Annotated in this window: 17 protein-coding genes; 8 read left to right on the forward strand and 9 right to left on the reverse strand. The window is 51.5% G+C overall.

The genetic code is table 11. From position 1 onward, the window contains the following. Positions 1-75: 75 nt before the first annotated feature. The 4 genes from fabI (at position 76) to pdeR (ending at position 6,651) form a co-directional block, all read left to right on the forward strand. The gene (gene fabI / locus L2097_RS07465) at positions 76-864 is read left to right on the forward strand and encodes an enoyl-ACP reductase FabI (RefSeq protein WP_039076945.1); all 789 of its coding nucleotides are present in this window, start codon (positions 76-78) and stop codon (positions 862-864) included. A 252-nt stretch (positions 865-1,116) separates the two neighbouring features. After that, positions 1,117-2,274 carry a carboxymuconolactone decarboxylase family protein gene (locus tag L2097_RS07470; RefSeq protein ID WP_250352516.1) on the forward strand — a complete coding sequence of 386 codons (1,158 nt, stop codon included), beginning with the start codon at positions 1,117-1,119 and terminating at the stop codon, positions 2,272-2,274. A gap of 139 nt (positions 2,275-2,413) precedes the next feature. Then, complete coding sequence (locus L2097_RS07475; protein WP_047370472.1) at positions 2,414-4,348, forward strand: exoribonuclease II; 1,935 nt, start codon at positions 2,414-2,416, stop codon at positions 4,346-4,348. Between the two features lie 311 nt (positions 4,349-4,659). Continuing rightward, positions 4,660-6,651: a cyclic di-GMP phosphodiesterase gene (pdeR, locus tag L2097_RS07480; RefSeq protein ID WP_250352517.1), complete on the forward strand. Its 1,992-nt coding sequence runs from the start codon at positions 4,660-4,662 to the stop codon at positions 6,649-6,651. Here the strand turns inward: pdeR and L2097_RS07485 are convergent. Further along, entirely contained in the window at positions 6,648-7,517 is an 870-nt protein-coding gene (locus tag L2097_RS07485) for a crotonase/enoyl-CoA hydratase family protein (protein WP_047370474.1), read from the reverse strand. The genes pdeR and L2097_RS07485 overlap by 4 nt on opposite strands. Before the next feature lie 194 nt (positions 7,518-7,711). Here L2097_RS07485 and yciZ point away from each other — a divergent pair, with 194 nt between their 5' ends. The 3 genes from yciZ (at position 7,712) to osmB (ending at position 9,220) form a co-directional block, all read left to right on the forward strand. Then, a complete protein-coding gene (gene yciZ / locus L2097_RS07490; protein WP_047370475.1) occupies positions 7,712-7,894 on the forward strand; it encodes a protein YciZ/DeoL in 183 nt (60 codons plus the stop codon). Positions 7,895-7,984: 90 nt separating this feature from the next. Beyond that, on the forward strand, positions 7,985-8,743 hold the full coding sequence (gene yciT, locus L2097_RS07495; protein WP_250352518.1) for a DNA-binding transcriptional regulator YciT: 759 nt from the start codon (positions 7,985-7,987) through the stop codon (positions 8,741-8,743). Between the two features lie 258 nt (positions 8,744-9,001). Next, complete coding sequence (gene osmB / locus L2097_RS07500) at positions 9,002-9,220, forward strand: osmotically-inducible lipoprotein OsmB (protein WP_039076988.1); 219 nt, start codon at positions 9,002-9,004, stop codon at positions 9,218-9,220. 112 nt (positions 9,221-9,332) lie between these two features. Here osmB and yciH read toward each other — a convergent pair whose 3' ends face one another. The 5 genes from yciH to pgpB all read right to left on the reverse strand — a co-directional run bounded on the left by yciH (position 9,333) and on the right by pgpB (position 12,973). Next, a complete protein-coding gene (gene yciH, locus L2097_RS07505; RefSeq protein WP_047370477.1) occupies positions 9,333-9,659 on the reverse strand; it encodes a stress response translation initiation inhibitor YciH in 327 nt (108 codons plus the stop codon). Further along, the gene (gene pyrF / locus L2097_RS07510) at positions 9,659-10,396 is read right to left on the reverse strand and encodes an orotidine-5'-phosphate decarboxylase (RefSeq protein ID WP_250352519.1); all 738 of its coding nucleotides are present in this window, start codon (positions 10,394-10,396) and stop codon (positions 9,659-9,661) included. Before pyrF ends, yciH begins: the two co-directional genes overlap by 1 nt. A 186-nt stretch (positions 10,397-10,582) precedes the next feature. Then, on the reverse strand, positions 10,583-11,752 hold the full coding sequence (gene lapB / locus L2097_RS07515; RefSeq protein WP_047370479.1) for a lipopolysaccharide assembly protein LapB: 1,170 nt from the start codon (positions 11,750-11,752) through the stop codon (positions 10,583-10,585). Between the two features lie 6 nt (positions 11,753-11,758). Continuing rightward, complete coding sequence (locus L2097_RS07520; RefSeq protein ID WP_047370480.1) at positions 11,759-12,067, reverse strand: LapA family protein; 309 nt, start codon at positions 12,065-12,067, stop codon at positions 11,759-11,761. A 141-nt stretch (positions 12,068-12,208) separates the two neighbouring features. After that, positions 12,209-12,973 carry a phosphatidylglycerophosphatase B gene (gene pgpB, locus L2097_RS07525; RefSeq protein WP_250352520.1) on the reverse strand — a complete coding sequence of 255 codons (765 nt, stop codon included), beginning with the start codon at positions 12,971-12,973 and terminating at the stop codon, positions 12,209-12,211. Between the two features lie 187 nt (positions 12,974-13,160). Between pgpB and ribA the strand changes: the two genes are divergently transcribed. Continuing rightward, entirely contained in the window at positions 13,161-13,751 is a 591-nt protein-coding gene (ribA, locus tag L2097_RS07530; protein ID WP_047370482.1) for a GTP cyclohydrolase II, read from the forward strand. Between the two features lie 50 nt (positions 13,752-13,801). Here ribA and acnA read toward each other — a convergent pair whose 3' ends face one another. The 3 genes from acnA to L2097_RS07545 form a co-directional block, all read right to left on the reverse strand. Beyond that, on the reverse strand, positions 13,802-16,477 hold the full coding sequence (gene acnA / locus L2097_RS07535; RefSeq protein ID WP_250352521.1) for an aconitate hydratase AcnA: 2,676 nt from the start codon (positions 16,475-16,477) through the stop codon (positions 13,802-13,804). Positions 16,478-16,656: 179 nt separating this feature from the next. After that, positions 16,657-16,755 (reverse strand): small membrane protein YmiC, encoded by a 99-nt coding sequence (gene ymiC, locus L2097_RS07540; protein WP_327078458.1) that lies wholly within the window; start codon positions 16,753-16,755, stop codon positions 16,657-16,659. Positions 16,756-16,893: 138 nt separating this feature from the next. After that, on the reverse strand, positions 16,894-17,064 hold the full coding sequence (locus L2097_RS07545) for a YciX family protein (RefSeq protein ID WP_167337881.1): 171 nt from the start codon (positions 17,062-17,064) through the stop codon (positions 16,894-16,896).

Consider the following 17,064-nt stretch of genomic DNA (forward strand, 5'->3'; position numbering starts at 1 on the left):
TTTATGTTGAAATGGCAATCATAACCTGTTGATTGTTAAAGTAAATAAAAGCAATGACTATAAGGATTAAAAGCTATGGGTTTTCTTACCGGTAAGCGCATTCTGGTAACGGGTGTTGCCAGCAAACTTTCCATCGCCTACGGTATCGCGCAAGCTATGCATCGCGAAGGCGCTGAACTGGCGTTCACTTATCAGAACGACAAACTGAAAGGCCGTGTGGAAGAGTTTGCCGCTCAACTGGGTTCCAGCATCGTACTGCCTTGTGACGTTGCGGAAGATGCCAGCATCGAAGCCCTGTTCAGCGAACTGGTTAAAGTATGGCCGAAATTTGACGGTTTCGTTCACTCCATCGGTTTTGCGCCGGGTGACCAGCTGGACGGTGACTACGTTAATGCCGTAACCCGCGATGGCTTCAAAATCGCACATGACATCAGCTCCTACAGCTTTGTGGCCCTGGCTAAGTCCTGCCGCGAAATGCTGAACCCGGGCTCCGCGCTGCTGACCCTGTCCTACCTGGGCGCAGAACGTGCTATTCCTAACTACAACGTTATGGGTCTGGCTAAAGCCTCTCTGGAAGCGAACGTTCGTTACATGGCGAACGCGATGGGTCCGGAAGGTGTTCGTGTTAACGGCATCTCTGCTGGCCCGATCCGCACCCTCGCGGCGTCTGGTATCAAAGATTTCCGTAAAATGCTGTCTCACTGCGAAGCGGTTACCCCGATTCGCCGCACGGTTACCATTGAAGATGTGGGTAACACCGCTGCGTTCCTGTGTTCTGACCTGTCCGCAGGTATTTCCGGTGAAGTTGTTCACGTTGATGGCGGTTTCAATATCGCAGCCATGAACGAGCTGGAACTGAAATAATCTTCCCTCGCCCCCCGTTTCGGGGGGCGTATTTCGTTACCCTTCCTCTTTTTTTGTTCCTTGTTACACTTGTCCTGCCTCTCACGCTGCGGCCCGAACGCTTTAACGTTTTATATATCTTTCTGATATTTATTATCACGTAACATTCTTTCATCCCTTTCACCGCTTACGCCAGGATAAAACAGCGAAAAAGATCCGCGTACCAGCATAACGACGAGTCCGGATCGCCACTTTTTAGACCAAGGAACGACCATGGAACAACGCCGTGTTTCCGGCAAAAGCCAGTGGTATCATGAAACCCAGTCGAGCGCCCGTCAGGCTCAGGTGCTACCCTTAGTTCCCGAAGCGGCTACTGTTGACGATCCGTTTCTGTTAAACCTTACCCTGCCGGATTGGCTAATTCAGATGTGCAGCAACTGGCTAACGCCGGCACGAACACTGTACAAATTCCTGTTTCCCCAACGCGTAGCGGTTAACCGACTGCACACATTCAGTGGCTATGACCGCCTGAGTACGGCTTTGACTGTCGCTCAGGTATACGGTGTACAGCGGCTGTGTAATCACTATGCCGCCCGCCTGGCACCCCTTCCCGGCCCCGACTCGTCTCGTGAGAGTAATCGCCGCCTGGCACAAATCACGCAATATGCCCGCCAGCTTGCGCTATCACCCGGGGTTATCGACGCCCGCGCCCGCCGTCAGCTTGATGAAGTGGGGTTAACGGAATACGACATTATTCTGATGGATCAGGTTATCGGTTTTATTGGTTTTCAGGCGCGCGTTATCGCCACCTTTCAGGCGCTCCTGGGGCAGCCCGTGCGTTTGATCCCCGGCATGGAGATGCAGCAAGAGGCAGAGTACGCCTTGTTTGTCGCGGCGCAAACGCAGTGGACGCCAGGCATTGCACCGGTAAATTTACGCACCGCCAGCGCACGTCAGATGGAATCCCTTGCCAACTGGCAACCTTTGCCTGCTTTTCAGCTTCTCGCGCCCGTACTGGCACATGAGTACCCTTCGCTGGATGCGCTGGGCGAGATTTATAGCGGCGCGTTACCAGCGCTGGTGGACAACGACATCAAACAACTGGTCACCCTCTATACCGCGCGAATTAACGGCAGCCTAAACTGCTTTAGCGAAGCGTGGCAAAGCTGGAGCGGTGATAATGAGCTTGCCGAAGCAGTACGCAATGGTGAGCGGGCACTCAAACGCCTGGGGCAAACTCGGCGTAAAGAAAGCGCCATTGCGCAGGCTGTCCAGATATTGACCTGTGCGCCAGATCGCTTCAGCCCGACGCTTTTCGCGCAGTTGAAAGATAATGGAATCAATGAATCGTCAGCCATCGCATTACTTATCTGGTGTGCATTGTGCGGCTGGTTAAACCGTCTGAAAATTGCCTTAGGTGATGTCGCCTGATTCTGGTACAAGCGCCCTGGTTCAGCACGTGGCTTTATGCTGATTCAGGGACGGGCATTTTGCAGAAACAGCGCTTGCTGCAACAGGCAGATTCGCGTAAAACTGTCAGCCGCTCTTTCAGCCACGAAAATACAAAATTATGTTTCAGGACAACCCGCTGCTAGCGCAGCTAAAACAGCAACTTCATTCCCAAACACCCCGTGCGGAAGGTGTCGTTAAAGCCACGGAAAAAGGCTTTGGTTTCCTCGAAGTCGATGCGCAAAAAAGCTATTTTATTCCGCCGCCGCAGATGAAAAAAGTGATGCACGGCGATCGTATCATCGCAGTGATCCATACCGAAAAGGAACGCGAATCCGCTGAACCGGAAGAGTTGGTTGAGCCGTTTCTGAGCCGTTTTGTTGGCCGGGTGCAGAAGAAAGATGATCGCCTTTCTATCGTACCTGACCATCCGTTGATTAAAGATGTTATCCCTTGCCGCGCTGAACGTGGCGTAACCCACGATTTCAAAGACGGGGACTGGGCAGTTGCTGAAATGCGCCGTCACCCGCTCAAAGGTGATCGCAGTTTTTATGCTGAGCTGACGCAGTTCATCACCTTTGGCGACGATCATTTCGTGCCATGGTGGGTTACTCTGGCGCGACATAATCTTGAAAAAGAAGCGCCTGACGGCGTAGCGACCACGATGCTGGATGAAGGTCTTGAGCGTATCGATTTAACCGCACTGGATTTCGTCACCATCGACAGTGCCAGCACCGAAGATATGGATGATGCGCTGTATGTTACAGAAACCGCTGACGGCAAACTGCAACTGACCGTTGCGATTGCCGATCCGACCGCGTGGATCGCAGAAGGCAGCAAGCTGGATAATATCGCCAAAGTGCGTGCCTTTACCAATTACCTGCCGGGCTTCAACATTCCGATGCTGCCGCGTGAACTGTCTGATGACTTGTGTTCGCTGCGCGCCAATGAAGTTCGCCCGGTGCTGGCCTGCCGTATGACCTTAGATGCGCAAGGCGCTATCGAAGATAATATCGAATTCTTTGCGGCGACCATTACATCCAAAGCCAAGCTGGTGTACGACGACGTCTCCGACTGGCTGGAGAACAGCGGCTCCTGGCAGCCGCAGAACGACGCTATCGCCGCTCAAATTCGCCTGCTGCATCGCGTATGCCTGGCACGTTCTCAATGGCGTCAGACTCATGCGTTGGTCTTCAAAGACCGCCCTGATTATCGCTTTATTCTTGGCGAAAAAGGCGAAGTGCTGGATATCGTTGCCGAGCCGCGTCGAATTGCCAACCGTATCGTCGAAGAGTCAATGATTGCCGCCAATATTTGCGCTGCCCGCGTGTTACGCGACAAGCTCGGTTTTGGTATTTACAACGTGCATATGGGCTTTGATCCGGCAAATAGCGAACAGCTTGCCACGCTGTTGAAAGGCCACGGTATGCACGTGGATGCGGAAGAAGTGCTGACACTGGATGGCTTCTGTAAGCTGCGCCGCGAGCTGGATGCACAGCCTTCTGGTTTCCTCGACAGTCGCATTCGCCGTTTCCAGTCCTTTGCGGAAATCAGCGTCGATCCAGGTCCACATTTCGGTCTGGGCCTCGAAGCTTATGCCACCTGGACTTCCCCTATTCGTAAGTATGGCGACATGATTAACCATCGTCTGCTGAAAGCGGTAATCAAAGGCGAAACGGCAGCGCGTCCTCAAGCGGAAGCGACCGTACAGATGGCTGAACGTCGTCGTCTGAACCGCATGGCTGAACGCGATGTCGGCGACTGGTTGTATGCTCGCTTCCTGCAGAACAAAGCAGGTACCGAGGCCCGTTTTAGCGCTGAGATTATCGATATCAGCCGTGGCGGCATGCGTGTTCGTCTGGTGGATAATGGTGCGATTGCCTTTATCCCGGCGCCGTTCCTTCATGCAGTACGCGATGAGTTAGTGTGCAGTCAGGAAACCGGGACTGTGCAAATTAAAGGCGAAACCGTTTATAAAGTGACTGACGTTATTGATGTCACCATTGCGGAAGTTCGTATGGAAACGCGGAGTATTATCGCGCGTCCAGCCGCCTGATAACTCACGTTGTTTTGCTCCCTCAGCCGTACCGAGGGAGCAAATATTAGTTTGTGAAAGCGATAACACCCTCATTTTTTTTCAAATCCCCACAAAAAGCGTTAAAAGCGACCACAATAAAAATAACTTTGCGCATTTTTGCGGCGTTTTATGCATTTTTTCGCACCTGCTGTTCTTTTGTCCGGGGCCCGTTCTATTATAAGATTGTAAATAAAAACAATACCTTCATCCCTGATTACCCCTTAATAAATGGGGGTTAATCCGTCATTAGATGAGTAACCGTTGCGCTTTTTGGTGGGTTGGGAGACAGCATGAAAGACGATCAGGAACAGAATTTACTGTTTCGTTACCTGGGTTCCAGCAGCCCATTCTGGCGATTGACCGCTGATAGCAACGCGTTACATTTCGCTCCTGATGAAGAGTCTGAATCAAGTCAGGTGGTGACACTGAATGATGAGCAGGCAGCACAGTTACGACAAATGACCGTTATTACTTCCAGCCTGACCATGCATATTTCATTATTTGGCGATAACGTTCCTGTACATTTAGTCGGCCGGAAAATTAATAAAACCGAGTGGGCCGGAACCGCATCGGCATGGAATGACACGTCGTCCGTGGCGCGGGATTTGGTGCAGGGTCTCTCCTTTGCCGAACAGGTTGTTTCCGAAGCCAATTCTGTGATCGTCATCCTCGACCGCCATGGCAATATCCAGCGTTTTAACCGACTTTGTGAAGAATATACGGGATTAAAAGAGCAAGAGGTCATTGGGCAAAACGTTTTTAAACTCTTTATGAGCCATAACGAGGCCGAAGCCTCTAAACGCAATATCTCTGAATTCTTCCGTAACGGCGCGTCTTATGAAGTTGAACGCTGGATTAAGACGCGAAAAGGGCAGCGCCTGTTTTTATTTCGTAATAAATTTGTCCATAGCGGCAGCGGAAAAAACGAAATCTTCCTTATTTGTTCCGGTACAGATATTACCGAAGAGCGTCGGGCACAAGAGCGTTTACGGGTTTTAGCGAATACCGACACGATCACTGGTTTACCCAATCGTAATGCTATTCACGAATTAATCAGCAACGCGATTGATAATCGTGGCGACACGCAAATTGGTATCGTTTATCTGGACCTGGATAATTTTAAGAAAGTAAACGATGCCTATGGTCATATGTTCGGCGATCAACTTTTACAGGCCGTGGCGCTGGCGATTTTAAGTTGTCTGGATGAAGGCCAGACCCTTGCGCGCCTGGGCGGTGACGAATTTATCGTTCTGGCGACAGATTCGTCACAGAGCGCGCTGGAGGCGATGGCCTCTCGTATAATCACCCGTCTGCGCCAGCCCTTCCGGATTGGCCTTATCGAGATTTACACCGGTTGTTCGCTGGGGATTTCCCTTGCCCCACAGCATGGTAACGATCGCGAAAGTATTATTCGCAACGCCGATACCGCAATGTATATCGCAAAAGAAAACGGACGCGGAAAGTTTTGTGTTTTCACCCCGGAAATGAATCAGCGGGTTTTCGAATATTTATGGCTCGATACCAATCTGCGTAAAGCACTCGATAATGACCAACTGGTCATTCACTATCAGCCCAAAGTGACCTGGCGCGGCGAAGTGCGAAGCCTTGAAGCGCTGGTCCGATGGCAATCGCCGGAGCGCGGGTTAATCCCGCCACAGGATTTTATTGCGTATGCAGAAGAGTCGGGGCTGATCGTTCCGCTGGGACGCTGGGTTATGCTGGATGTCGTGCGTCAGGTCGCGAAATGGCGCGATAAGGGCATCAATTTGCGTGTGGCGGTAAACGTTTCAGCGCGACAGCTGGCGGACCAGTCGATATTCAGCGATTTGAAACAGGCTTTGCATGATCTGAATTTCGAATATTGCCCTATCGACGTTGAATTGACAGAAAGTTGCCTGATTGAAAACGAGGATCTGGCGCTGTCAGTCATTCAACAGTTCAGCGACCTGGGCTCACAGGTACATCTCGACGACTTTGGCACCGGTTACTCTTCCCTGTCGCAACTGGCGCGTTTCCCTATCGATGCGATAAAACTTGATCAATCCTTCGTTAAGGATATCCATAAACAATCTGTCTCGCAGTCGCTGGTGCGGGCGATTGTTGCGGTAGCACAGGCGCTGAACTTGCAGGTAATTGCGGAAGGGGTTGAAAACGCGAAAGAAGACGCCTTCCTTACCAAGAACGGCGTCAACGAACGGCAGGGATTCTTATTTGCTAAACCCATGCCCGCAGCCGTATTCGAGCGATGGTATAAGCGCTATCAGGCGCGAAAAAAGCGCTAACTGGCTTTACTTAAACTGGTGGACGAATGCCGGTTCTGTAATTGCACCAGACGTTCCATATAGGCCACGTCTTTAGGTTGCAGGCAGAAGGCGGCATCAACCCAGTCTTCGGTAATGTCCATGAGCTCACTTCGAGGCAGTTGCATCACGCGCTGACGCGCTCGTAACATCGCGCGGACGCCATTGAGCCGGGGTTGCAGCGTATCGATAAACGTACGAACAGCCAGATAGCTTTGCCCGGGTTCAAAAAGCTGATCCACCAGCCCATGCTGCGCATACCATTCCGCGGTGTGGGATTCGCCTTTATAAATGAGCTCCTCCGCCAGCTTCATCCCTGAGCGCCGGGCCACCAGCGAATACCCCCCCATACCCGGGAACAAGTTAAAGGCAATTTCCGGAAAACCGAGGCGAGCATCGCGTTGCGCCAGTAAAAAATGGTGCGCCAGCGCCGCTTCAAAACCGCCGCCTAACGCACTACCTTCGACCATGGCCAGCGTAATTGCGCCAGTATCAAACCCGCGCGACGCCGCATGTACGCAATCGACACAAGCACGAGCATACGCACGCAGCGCTTCCCGGCGACCATTTTGAATACATTCCACAAAAAAATTCAGATCGCCCCCCGCATTGTACATACCGGGAACCAGCGAGCCCGTTACCCAAAAGTCCACGGCAAATCCCGCTTGTCGGACAAGCCAGGAGATGTTCATGATCTCTTCGATTAACACATGGTTAAAGCAGGGTCGTGGCTGAGCGCGCAACATCATCCATACTGTGCGACGCTCTTCTTCGTAGTAACCCGAAAGTTGCGTAAAACGTTCATTATCCGTAAAAAGTTTACACGTAGCCTGGTTGATAACTGTCATAGACTTACTCCTCCGGTAAAAAAAGCGCGGTGTGCGCAGAGCAAGACTAATCCAGCAGCAACCTTAGCTGTATGTAACTTAATGAATATATAATTAGTACTTATAATATTTTGAGATTTCGCTTTTCCCCTTCTCTTTTTAAACTATTTTCTGCATCATTCAATGTGTTAATTTTCAAACATAAAGGTGAAGACATGGCCGACATTGATGTAAAGCAACTGACGGGACGGCTTGATACCGTGCTGGATATTCTGGTTGCGGGCGACTACCAATCCGCCATTCGTAACCTGGAAATTCTGAAGGCTGAATTACAGCACCTCGATAATGCGGATAAATCCGCGTCTGCCGGCAACCCTAAAACACCCTGGGAAGTCTGACTGATACCCCTCTCGCGATAGCGGACCACAGGAACATGGCGCCGTTATAGCTTTTTATTAATAGACGTAACGACTCTGAAAGTAGTGGCTATGAATTCCCGACAACAACTAATACTGCAAACGGTAATTGATAAGGGACGGATGAGCGTTTCGGATCTGTCAAAAATGACAGGCGTTTCCGAAGTGACCATCCGACAGGACCTCAATACCCTTGAAAAACAGAGTTACCTGCGTCGTACGCATGGTTTTGCCGTGCCGCTGGATAGCGATGACGTCGAAACGCGCATGATGAATAACTACACCGTGAAGCGGGAGCTGGCAGATTACGCCGCGTCGTTGGTGAGTGACGGCGAAACGGTTTTCATCGAAAACGGTAGCTGCAATGCTCTGCTGGCCCGCCGCCTGGGTGAGCAATCTGGCATCACCATTATCACCGTCAGTAGCTATATCGCGCACTTGCTTAAAGATGCGCTGTGCGACGTTATTCTGCTGGGCGGTATTTACCAGAAGAAAAGTGAAAGTGTTGTCGGCCCCCTCACCCGGCAATATGTTCAGCAAGTGCATTTCAGCAAGGCATTTATTGGCATTGATGGGTGGCTACCTGACACCGGTTTTACTGGCAGAGATATGATGCGCTCTGACGTGGTTAACGCCGTGCTGGAAAAAGGCAGTGAAGCCATTGTCCTGACAGATAGTTCAAAATTTGGCGCAGTGCATCCGTACACACTGGGCGTGGGCAGTCGCTTTAACCGCGTGATCACTGACGCCAGTATTCCCGCTGATGCTCAGCGCCAGTTGCAGGAATCAGGCCTTATCGTCGATATCGTCAACACAGCCGCCTTGCTTTAATAGAAACAGCCCGCTCAGCCGGGCTATCTCCTTCATATCTGAGACTATTCCGACCCGCCAATTAAGACTATTTACCCTGCCGGTAAAGATGTTCAGACGTAAAATTATATTCAGCGATATAACAGGACGTGACTATCACACGCGTGAATTTAGTAACACCTGCGCCACAAGGTTTAACGGAAAGTCTTTAGGACGGGCGACAGGCACTATACTTAAAGAGAACACTTTCCGTGAATCAACTATTCAGGAGAAAGTATGATGATGTTAACAAGCAAAAAAATGGCAGCTGCTCTGCTGGCTGTAACCCTGGCGATGTCTCTGAGCGCATGCGGTCACTGGTCTAAACGCGATCGTAATACCGCAATCGGTGCCGGCGCGGGTGCTTTGGGTGGTGCTGTCTTAACGGATGGTAGCACACTGGGTACACTGGGTGGCGCGGCGGTTGGTGGTATTATCGGTCACCAGGTTGGTAAATAATTCATTTCATCACGGCACTTAAAACAGAATAAAAGATACTTTCTTTCAGGTCTGAATACGCAGTGTAAAAAAGCCGCGATAATTATCGCGGCTTTTCTCTTTGGCAGTAATTTTACCCGCCTGCCAGTTTAACTTTCATGCCTTTCGCTTCCAGTAGCGATTTAAGCAAATCGCGCTTGTCGCCCTGAATTTCAATGACACCATCTTTTACTGAGCCACCGCAGCCGCATTTCTTTTTAAGTTCTGCCGCCAGGGTCGCAAGCACAGCATCATCACCTTCAACACCTGTGATCAGGCATACCCCTTTCCCTTTGCGGCCGCTGGTCTGACGCTGTATGCGTACAACACCATCGCCTTTGGCGCGCTCAACAGGAGCTTTTTCTTCATTGATGCGTCCGGTTTCGGTGGAATAGACCAGACGGCTATTATTATCGCTCATCATACCCCCAGGCCAAGAGAGACATTAATATCGCGCAGTGTCTGTGCCGGATTTGCAGATTGCGTCACCGGGCGACCAATGACCATATAGTCTACACCGACCGCCAGCGCCTGTTCCGGGGTCATAATACGCCGTTGATCGCCCACCTCACTGCCCTGCGGGCGAATACCGGGTGTCACCAGCTTAAATTGTTGACCAAAAGCGGCTTTAAATCGCACCGCCTCTTGTGCAGAGCAGACTACGCCATCCAGACCACATTGCTGAGTCAAGCCCGCCAGACGTTCTGCGTATTCGGCAGGGGTTGCGTTAATCCCCAGCCCTTGCAGATCGCTGGTTTCCATACTGGTGAGTACCGTTACCGCAATGAGAAGCGGTGCATCATTACCGAAAGGAACCAGCGCTTCTTTGGCAGCAGTCATCATACGCGCGCCACCAGAAGCATGTACGTTTACCATCCACACGCCTAAATCTGCTGCTGCTTTTACCGCATGCGCTGCCGTATTCGGGATGTCATGAAATTTTAAGTCCAGGAACACGTCAAAACCGCGTTCTTGCAGATCGCGAACCAGTTGCGGGCCAAACAGTGTGAACATCTCTTTGCCGACTTTCAGCCTGCAATCACGGGGATCGATACGATCGACAAAGGCCAGGGCCTTATCACGGTTATCGTAGTCAAGCGCAACCACGACCGGAGAAGAAGTTAACGCGCGGGAAATAGATGAAGCAGTAGACGTCATGATGAGACCTTCTTTGATGAGGGCACCCGCTCAGGCGCGAATAATAAACGGCGAGCATTCTACCTGTGCTAAAGCGGAATTGACAGGTTCCATTCACCCACTGCCAGGCGATATTTATGCGGAGGTCAGGTATGCGTAGTGAACCCATAATTAGTATGTTGTAACTAAAAAAGATTTTTTTAAAAACTACTGCCCGTCGAGACCACGGATAGGCTTGACGGTCGACCAGGCACGGCATGACGGACAATGCCAGTACATGGTAAAGGCAGTAAAACCGCATTTATGGCAGCGATAACGCGGCTTGCTGCGAATTTGCTCACCCACCATATCGCGCAGCACCATCAGGCTCTCTTTAGCACGGCCTTCTTCCGCTTCGTTCAGATGGTAATCCATTAACTTGTGAAAAACGCGCATCGTCGGATGGCGCTGCAATTGTCGCGTGACGTACAGTTGGGCAGGATCCTGCCCTTCGCGGCTCTCCATGATTTCCGCCAGCATCAATTCCGCTGTTGCGCCCGTATTCTCTTCAACACAGCGCTGGAGGAACGCAGCCCATTCATCTTGCTTACCCAGATGCTGATAGCACACTTGCAGCATTTCCAGCGTTTCGCTGACCAGTTCCTTATCCTGATCGATAACACGTAAAAGGCTCTCTACTGCTTTAGCGTATTCCCCTTTCGCCATAAACACGCGTCCCGTCATGATCGACACGCGCGGGCTATCGCGGTCGGCGGCAGCACCTTTTTTCAGCAAGGCCATCGCCCTGTCCATATCGTCATTACCCATTTGCTGTAACGCCAGTTCACAGTAAAAATGGGCAATTTCGCCTCGCTGTTTATCTTTACCCAACTTCACCAGCCGCTCCGCGACATCGATGGCTTTCTGCCAGTCACTGGTAGCCTGATAAATCTGCAGTAGCTGCTGGAGTGCACTGATACGGAAATCGGTCTCATCAACCAGTTGATTGAACATATCTTCCGCGCGGTCATACATCCCTGCGGCCATATAATCACGGCCCAGTTGCTGTACGGCAAGTAATCGCTGGTCATAAGAGAGCGACGCGCTTTCCATCAGGGTCTGGTGAATGCGGATCGCGCGATCGACTTCGCCGCGCGAACGGAACAGGTTTCCGAGGGTAAGATGGGCTTCGACAGTGCCGGTATCCTCTTTGAGCATGTCGAGGAACAGGTCCACCGCCTTGTCTTGTTGGTTGCTCAGAAGCAGGTTCATCCCGGCTACGTAATCACGCGATAGCCGGTTTGCCTCGTCCTGCTTAGTTTGTTGAGCATTTCTGCGCCCCATGTACCAGCCGTATGCAGCCGCAACAGGTAACAACAGAAACAACAACTCCAACATATACGATTATTCCTTTACTACCGGCGTACCGGGATTCACAGCAGCCGTGGTAGCAGGCGCGAGTTGATGCTCAAGACGTTTAATTTTCCGCTCCGCACGCGCGAGAGAAACGCGTACGCGCAACCAGAACAGGCCACAAATCAGCCAGCCAATGACAAAACCGGCGGCAAAAAGGATAGCCAGCAACGTCGAAATGCGATATTCGCCCTGGGCAAGCAGATAATTGAAGGTCACCTGCTGATCGTTTTGTGCACCAAGCGTGACCGAAACGACAAAAATCGCCAGCACCAATAAGAAAATGAGTAAATATTTCACATTACTTCCCGTTATGTGGTTGTGAGCGAATAAGTTATGTTCAACTGACTGCATCCAGCCTTATAAACTACCATTTTAGCGTCGGACGCGAAACGGAAATGCGTAACACCTCATACTGATTTAGGGTCTAAACGCAGAATTTCAACTTTCCTGCTCTCTTTCTGCGATTTCCTGCTTCTCTTCGACGGGGGGAGTCAGCGGTCCACAAAGACGTTGCGCAAGCCAGGAAGCGATCGTTACCAGTATCCAGGAGATGAGGGTCGCGACGACCAGATCACGAGGCCAGTGCATCCCCAGCACTAATCGGCTGCCCATTACACTTGTTGCCCACGCCAGCAGCACGACAATGGTCCAGGTACGACGACGTGGCCAAAGCAAACCGACCCCCAGAAGCGCCCAACTGGCGGCAAACATAGTATGGCCTGATGGGAACGCAAACCCCGTTTCGTTTTGCCAGTGTTTACGTAAAAACACGGGAATGTCCGTCTGATTGATCAATTGTGTTTCCACTAGTCGGCTACGCGCTTTACGTTTGAGACTGTAAAATTCATCGGACTGAATATTATGTGTTTTTTCAAGCCAGACCACAAATGGCCGGGGTTCCTGCACCCGCTCTTTCACCCAGGATTTAACGCCCTGGCCTGCAAGGATCGCGCAGCCCAGAATAGCAAACAGCACAAGCGCGGCTTTTAATCGAAAACGCAGACACCACAAAAACCAGCCGCAGAGAATCACATGCGTAATAATGCCCCAGGGCTGAGTTACGGTCTCCGTCATCCAGTACATTGCGCGCAGCCACGCACCGTTTTCACCCGGCTCCCAGCGCCAGCCGGATATCCATACGGCGACAGGCATGATTAACAGTATTCCCGCACCGACTGTCGTGCGCTTTGCAATAGAAAACATCGCTTCTCCTTTGATCTGTGGCTTCACAATCATAACTGATAAATAACATTTTCGGGAAAAGTGCCAGATTTGTGCGTTTTAACAGCAATGCGTCAGGAGGTGGTTAGTGATGTAAAGCGCGTTGTGGCAAAATAAAGAGATACAAAAGGCCAGTTGTCTGACGGCCAGCATAAATCTGGAGAATCACATGCAGCTTAAACGTGTGGCAGAAGCCAAACTGCCAACCCCATGGGGCGATTTCCTGATGGTGGGTTTTGAAGAACTGGCAACCGGACAGGATCATGTTGCGCTTGTCTATGGAGATATTTCCGGGCAGTTACCGGTTCTGGCGCGGGTCCATTCGGAATGCCTTACGGGTGACGCGCTGTTCAGCTTACGCTGCGATTGCGGTTTCCAGCTTGAAGCGGCATTAACGCATATTGCCGAAGAAGGCCGTGGCGTGTTGCTTTACCACCGCCAGGAAGGTCGCAATATCGGGCTGCTCAATAAGATTCGCGCCTATGCGCTCCAGGATCAGGGCTATGACACCGTCGAAGCAAACCATCAGTTAGGATTTGCCGCCGATGAGCGTGACTTCACCCTGTGTGCTGATATGTTCAAACTGCTGGGCGTGGATGAAGTGCGTCTGTTGACCAATAACCCGCTCAAAGTCGAGATCCTCACCGAAGCCGGTATCAATATCGTGGAACGTGTGCCGCTGATTGTCGGACGCAATCCGAAAAATGCCCACTACCTCGATACCAAAGCCGCGAAAATGGGACACCTGCTGAGCGAGTAGTGCTGACTATGCCGGGTAACGGTCACGCTGCTACCCGGCATCACCACCGTTTAATGCAGCATATTGCGGATCACATAGTGCAGGATGCCGTCATTCTGGTAGTAGGTCAGCTCTGTTGAAGTATCGATACGACAACGACAATTCACCGTCTCTTGCGTACCGTCTGCACGGGTTAATGTCATCGGAATGGTTGCACCAGGTTTGAGCTGATTAAGCCCGGCGATATCCAGTTTCTCTTCCCCGGTCAGTCCCAGTGTTTTACGCGTTGCGCCTTGCGGAAACTCCAGCGGTAAAATGCCCATCCCAATCAGGTTTGAGCGGTGGATACGTTCAAAAGATTCCGCAATCACCACCCGCACACCCAACAGGCGCGGACCTTTTGCCGCCCAGTCGCGACTGGAACCGGAACCGTACTCTTTACCGGCAATGACCGCAAGCGGCGTCCCCTGCTGCTGATAGCGCATTGCTGCATCATAGATAGCAACCACTTCTTCTCCCGGTAAATAACGGGTCATTCCTCCTTCCACACCGGGAACCATTTCGTTACGAATGCGGATATTTGCAAACGTTCCGCGCATCATGACTTCATGGTTGCCACGACGCGAGCCATAAGAGTTGAAGTCCCGCCGCTCTACCCCATGGCTTTGCAGATAACGACCTGCGGGGCTATCGGCTTTAATGCTACCCGCTGGCGAGATATGGTCGGTAGTGACGGAATCGCCAAGCATGGCCAGAATACGTGCGCCGTGAATATCCTCAACCGGTTTCGGAATCGCGCCCATATCCTCAAAGAACGGGGAGAGACGAATATAGGTAGAATCATTCTGCCAGCCGAAGGTGTCCGAGCTTTCCACCTCAATGGCTTTCCATTCCTGCGTCCCTTCAAACACTTCCGCGTATTCTTTGCGGAACATATCGGTGGAGACTTGCTCGACGGCACGGGCGATCTCCTGGCTGGACGGCCAGATATCTTTCAGATAGACCGGATCACCTTTACGATCATGACCCAACGGATCCGTGGCCAGATTAATGTTCATGTTACCCGCCAGCGCATAGGCCACCACCAGAGGCGGTGATGCCAGCCAGTTGGTCTTCACCAGCGGATGGATGCGCCCTTCGAAGTTCCGGTTACCCGACAGCACCGCGCCAACCGTCAGATCCCCCTGCCTGATAGCCTGTTCGATAGGTTCGGGCAGTGGCCCCGAGTTCCCGATACAGGTGGTACAACCGTATCCTACCAGGTTGAATCCCAACTCATCGAGATAAGGTGTCAATTTCGCCTGAGCAAGATAATCAGACACCACTTTAGAGCCTGGCGCCAGTGAGGCTTTCACCCATGGCTGACGTTTTAAACCAGCCTTCACGGCATTTTTTGCCAGCAAACCGGCAGCCATCAGGACGCTGGGATTCGAGGTGTTGGTACATGAGGTAATCGCGGAGATCACGACAGCGCCGTCAGGCAACTCATGTTTTTCACCTTTGAAGACGTATTCTACTGGCTTGCGGTCTTTCTGGGCGGTGTTGAGTTCAAGTTCAGAGCTGGCAGCAAAGGCTTTCGGCACATCACCCAGAGCCACACGGTCCTGAGGACGTTTCGGCCCGGCAAGGCTGGCTTCAACATCATCCATATTCAGTTCAAGCGTACTGGTGAAGACGGGCTCGTCGCCCGGGTTACGCCACATCCCCTGCGCTTTAGCGTAGGCTTCAACCAGGAGAACTTGCTCTTCGCTGCGTCCACTGAGACGCATGTATTCCAGTGTCACGCCATCAATAGGGAAAAAGCCGCAGGTTGCGCCATATTCTGGCGCCATATTGGCGATCGTCGCCCGGTCAGCCAGAGGCAGCGAATCCAGACCGTCGCCGTAAAATTCGACGAATTTTCCTACTACGCCATGCTTGCGCAGCATTTGGGTTACGGTCAACACGAGGTCAGTGGCGGTGATCCCCTCACGTAATTTACCGCTCAGTTTGAACCCCACCACATCAGGAATCAGCATCGAGACGGGCTGGCCCAGCATAGCCGCTTCGGCTTCAATTCCCCCGACGCCCCATCCCAGCACGCCGAGACCGTTGATCATCGTGGTATGTGAGTCGGTTCCTACCAGGGTGTCAGGATAAGCAACCCACTCTTTGTCCTGTAATTCACTCCATACCGCTTTGCCCAGATATTCCAGATTGACCTGGTGGCAAATTCCGGTACCCGGCGGTACGACACTAAAACGGCTGAACGCCTGTTGTCCCCAGCGTAGAAAAACATAGCGCTCGTGATTACGCTCCATTTCAAGGCGAACATTCTCCTCGAAAGCGTCGTCGTCACCAAAATGATCGACAGTGACAGAGTGGTCAATGACGAGGTCAACCGGGGAAAGGGGATTCACTTTAGCAGTATCGCCACCGAGGCGTTTAACCGCTTCACGCATGGCGGCAAGATCGACCACGGCGGGTACGCCGGTAAAGTCTTGCATCAAAACGCGGGCGGGACGGTAAGCGATTTCACGATCGGCATGGGCTGTTTTCAGCCATCCCGCCAGGGCTCGTATATCTTCTTCTGTGACAGAATCGTCATCCTGCCAGCGCAGGAGATTTTCGAGTAACACTTTTAGCGACTTGGGTAGACGCGCAATATCCCCAAGTTCCTTTGCGGCCAGCGGCAAGCTGTAGTAGTGATACGTTTTATTCTCTGCCTGCAACGTGTCCTTACTGGCTTCGCGTAGGGTTGACGACATAAGCTCCTCCTTAATAACAGGGATAGCGAAACCCTGATGCTTATCAGGGTCTGTATTAAAGATAACACAAACATGTCGTAACGTTTTTATAACAACTCAAAAGGCTAAATCTTGATGTCATGCGGGCAAGTGCTGGAGAGTAAAAGCAAAAAACCTCGCCTGGGCGAGGTTTTCATTGATTAGAACAACCATATCCGGATGAGCTCCCCCCAAAACAACAGGGAAAAAGAAAACGCGCTCACCCATGACCAGTATTTAACAGAACGACGATTATTCATCATATACACACCAGAGAATGTATTCATTAAAGATGCGTTGATACGCAATTTATTATTGCTGTGGTGTATTTATTTAGTAGTACACAAGTACACATCAGAGTGACGAGATAATTTCCTCATAACTTCTAATGATAATAATTATTGTTTTGGCACTTCGTCTTCCGCGAAGGTGTCAATAAACGCCTGTTGCTGTGGCGTCAATTTCCAGGACGCCGGTACCGTAGTTGAAGCTTGCGGTTTCGCTGCTTGTGGTTTGTCATGCGGATGACACACTTGCTTCACTGGCTCAGAGCGACCTGTTACAGCCAT

Origin of the sequence: Citrobacter sp. MNAZ 1397 (assembly GCF_023613995.1) — a bacterium.
Lineage (GTDB): Bacteria > Pseudomonadota > Gammaproteobacteria > Enterobacterales > Enterobacteriaceae > Phytobacter > Phytobacter ursingii.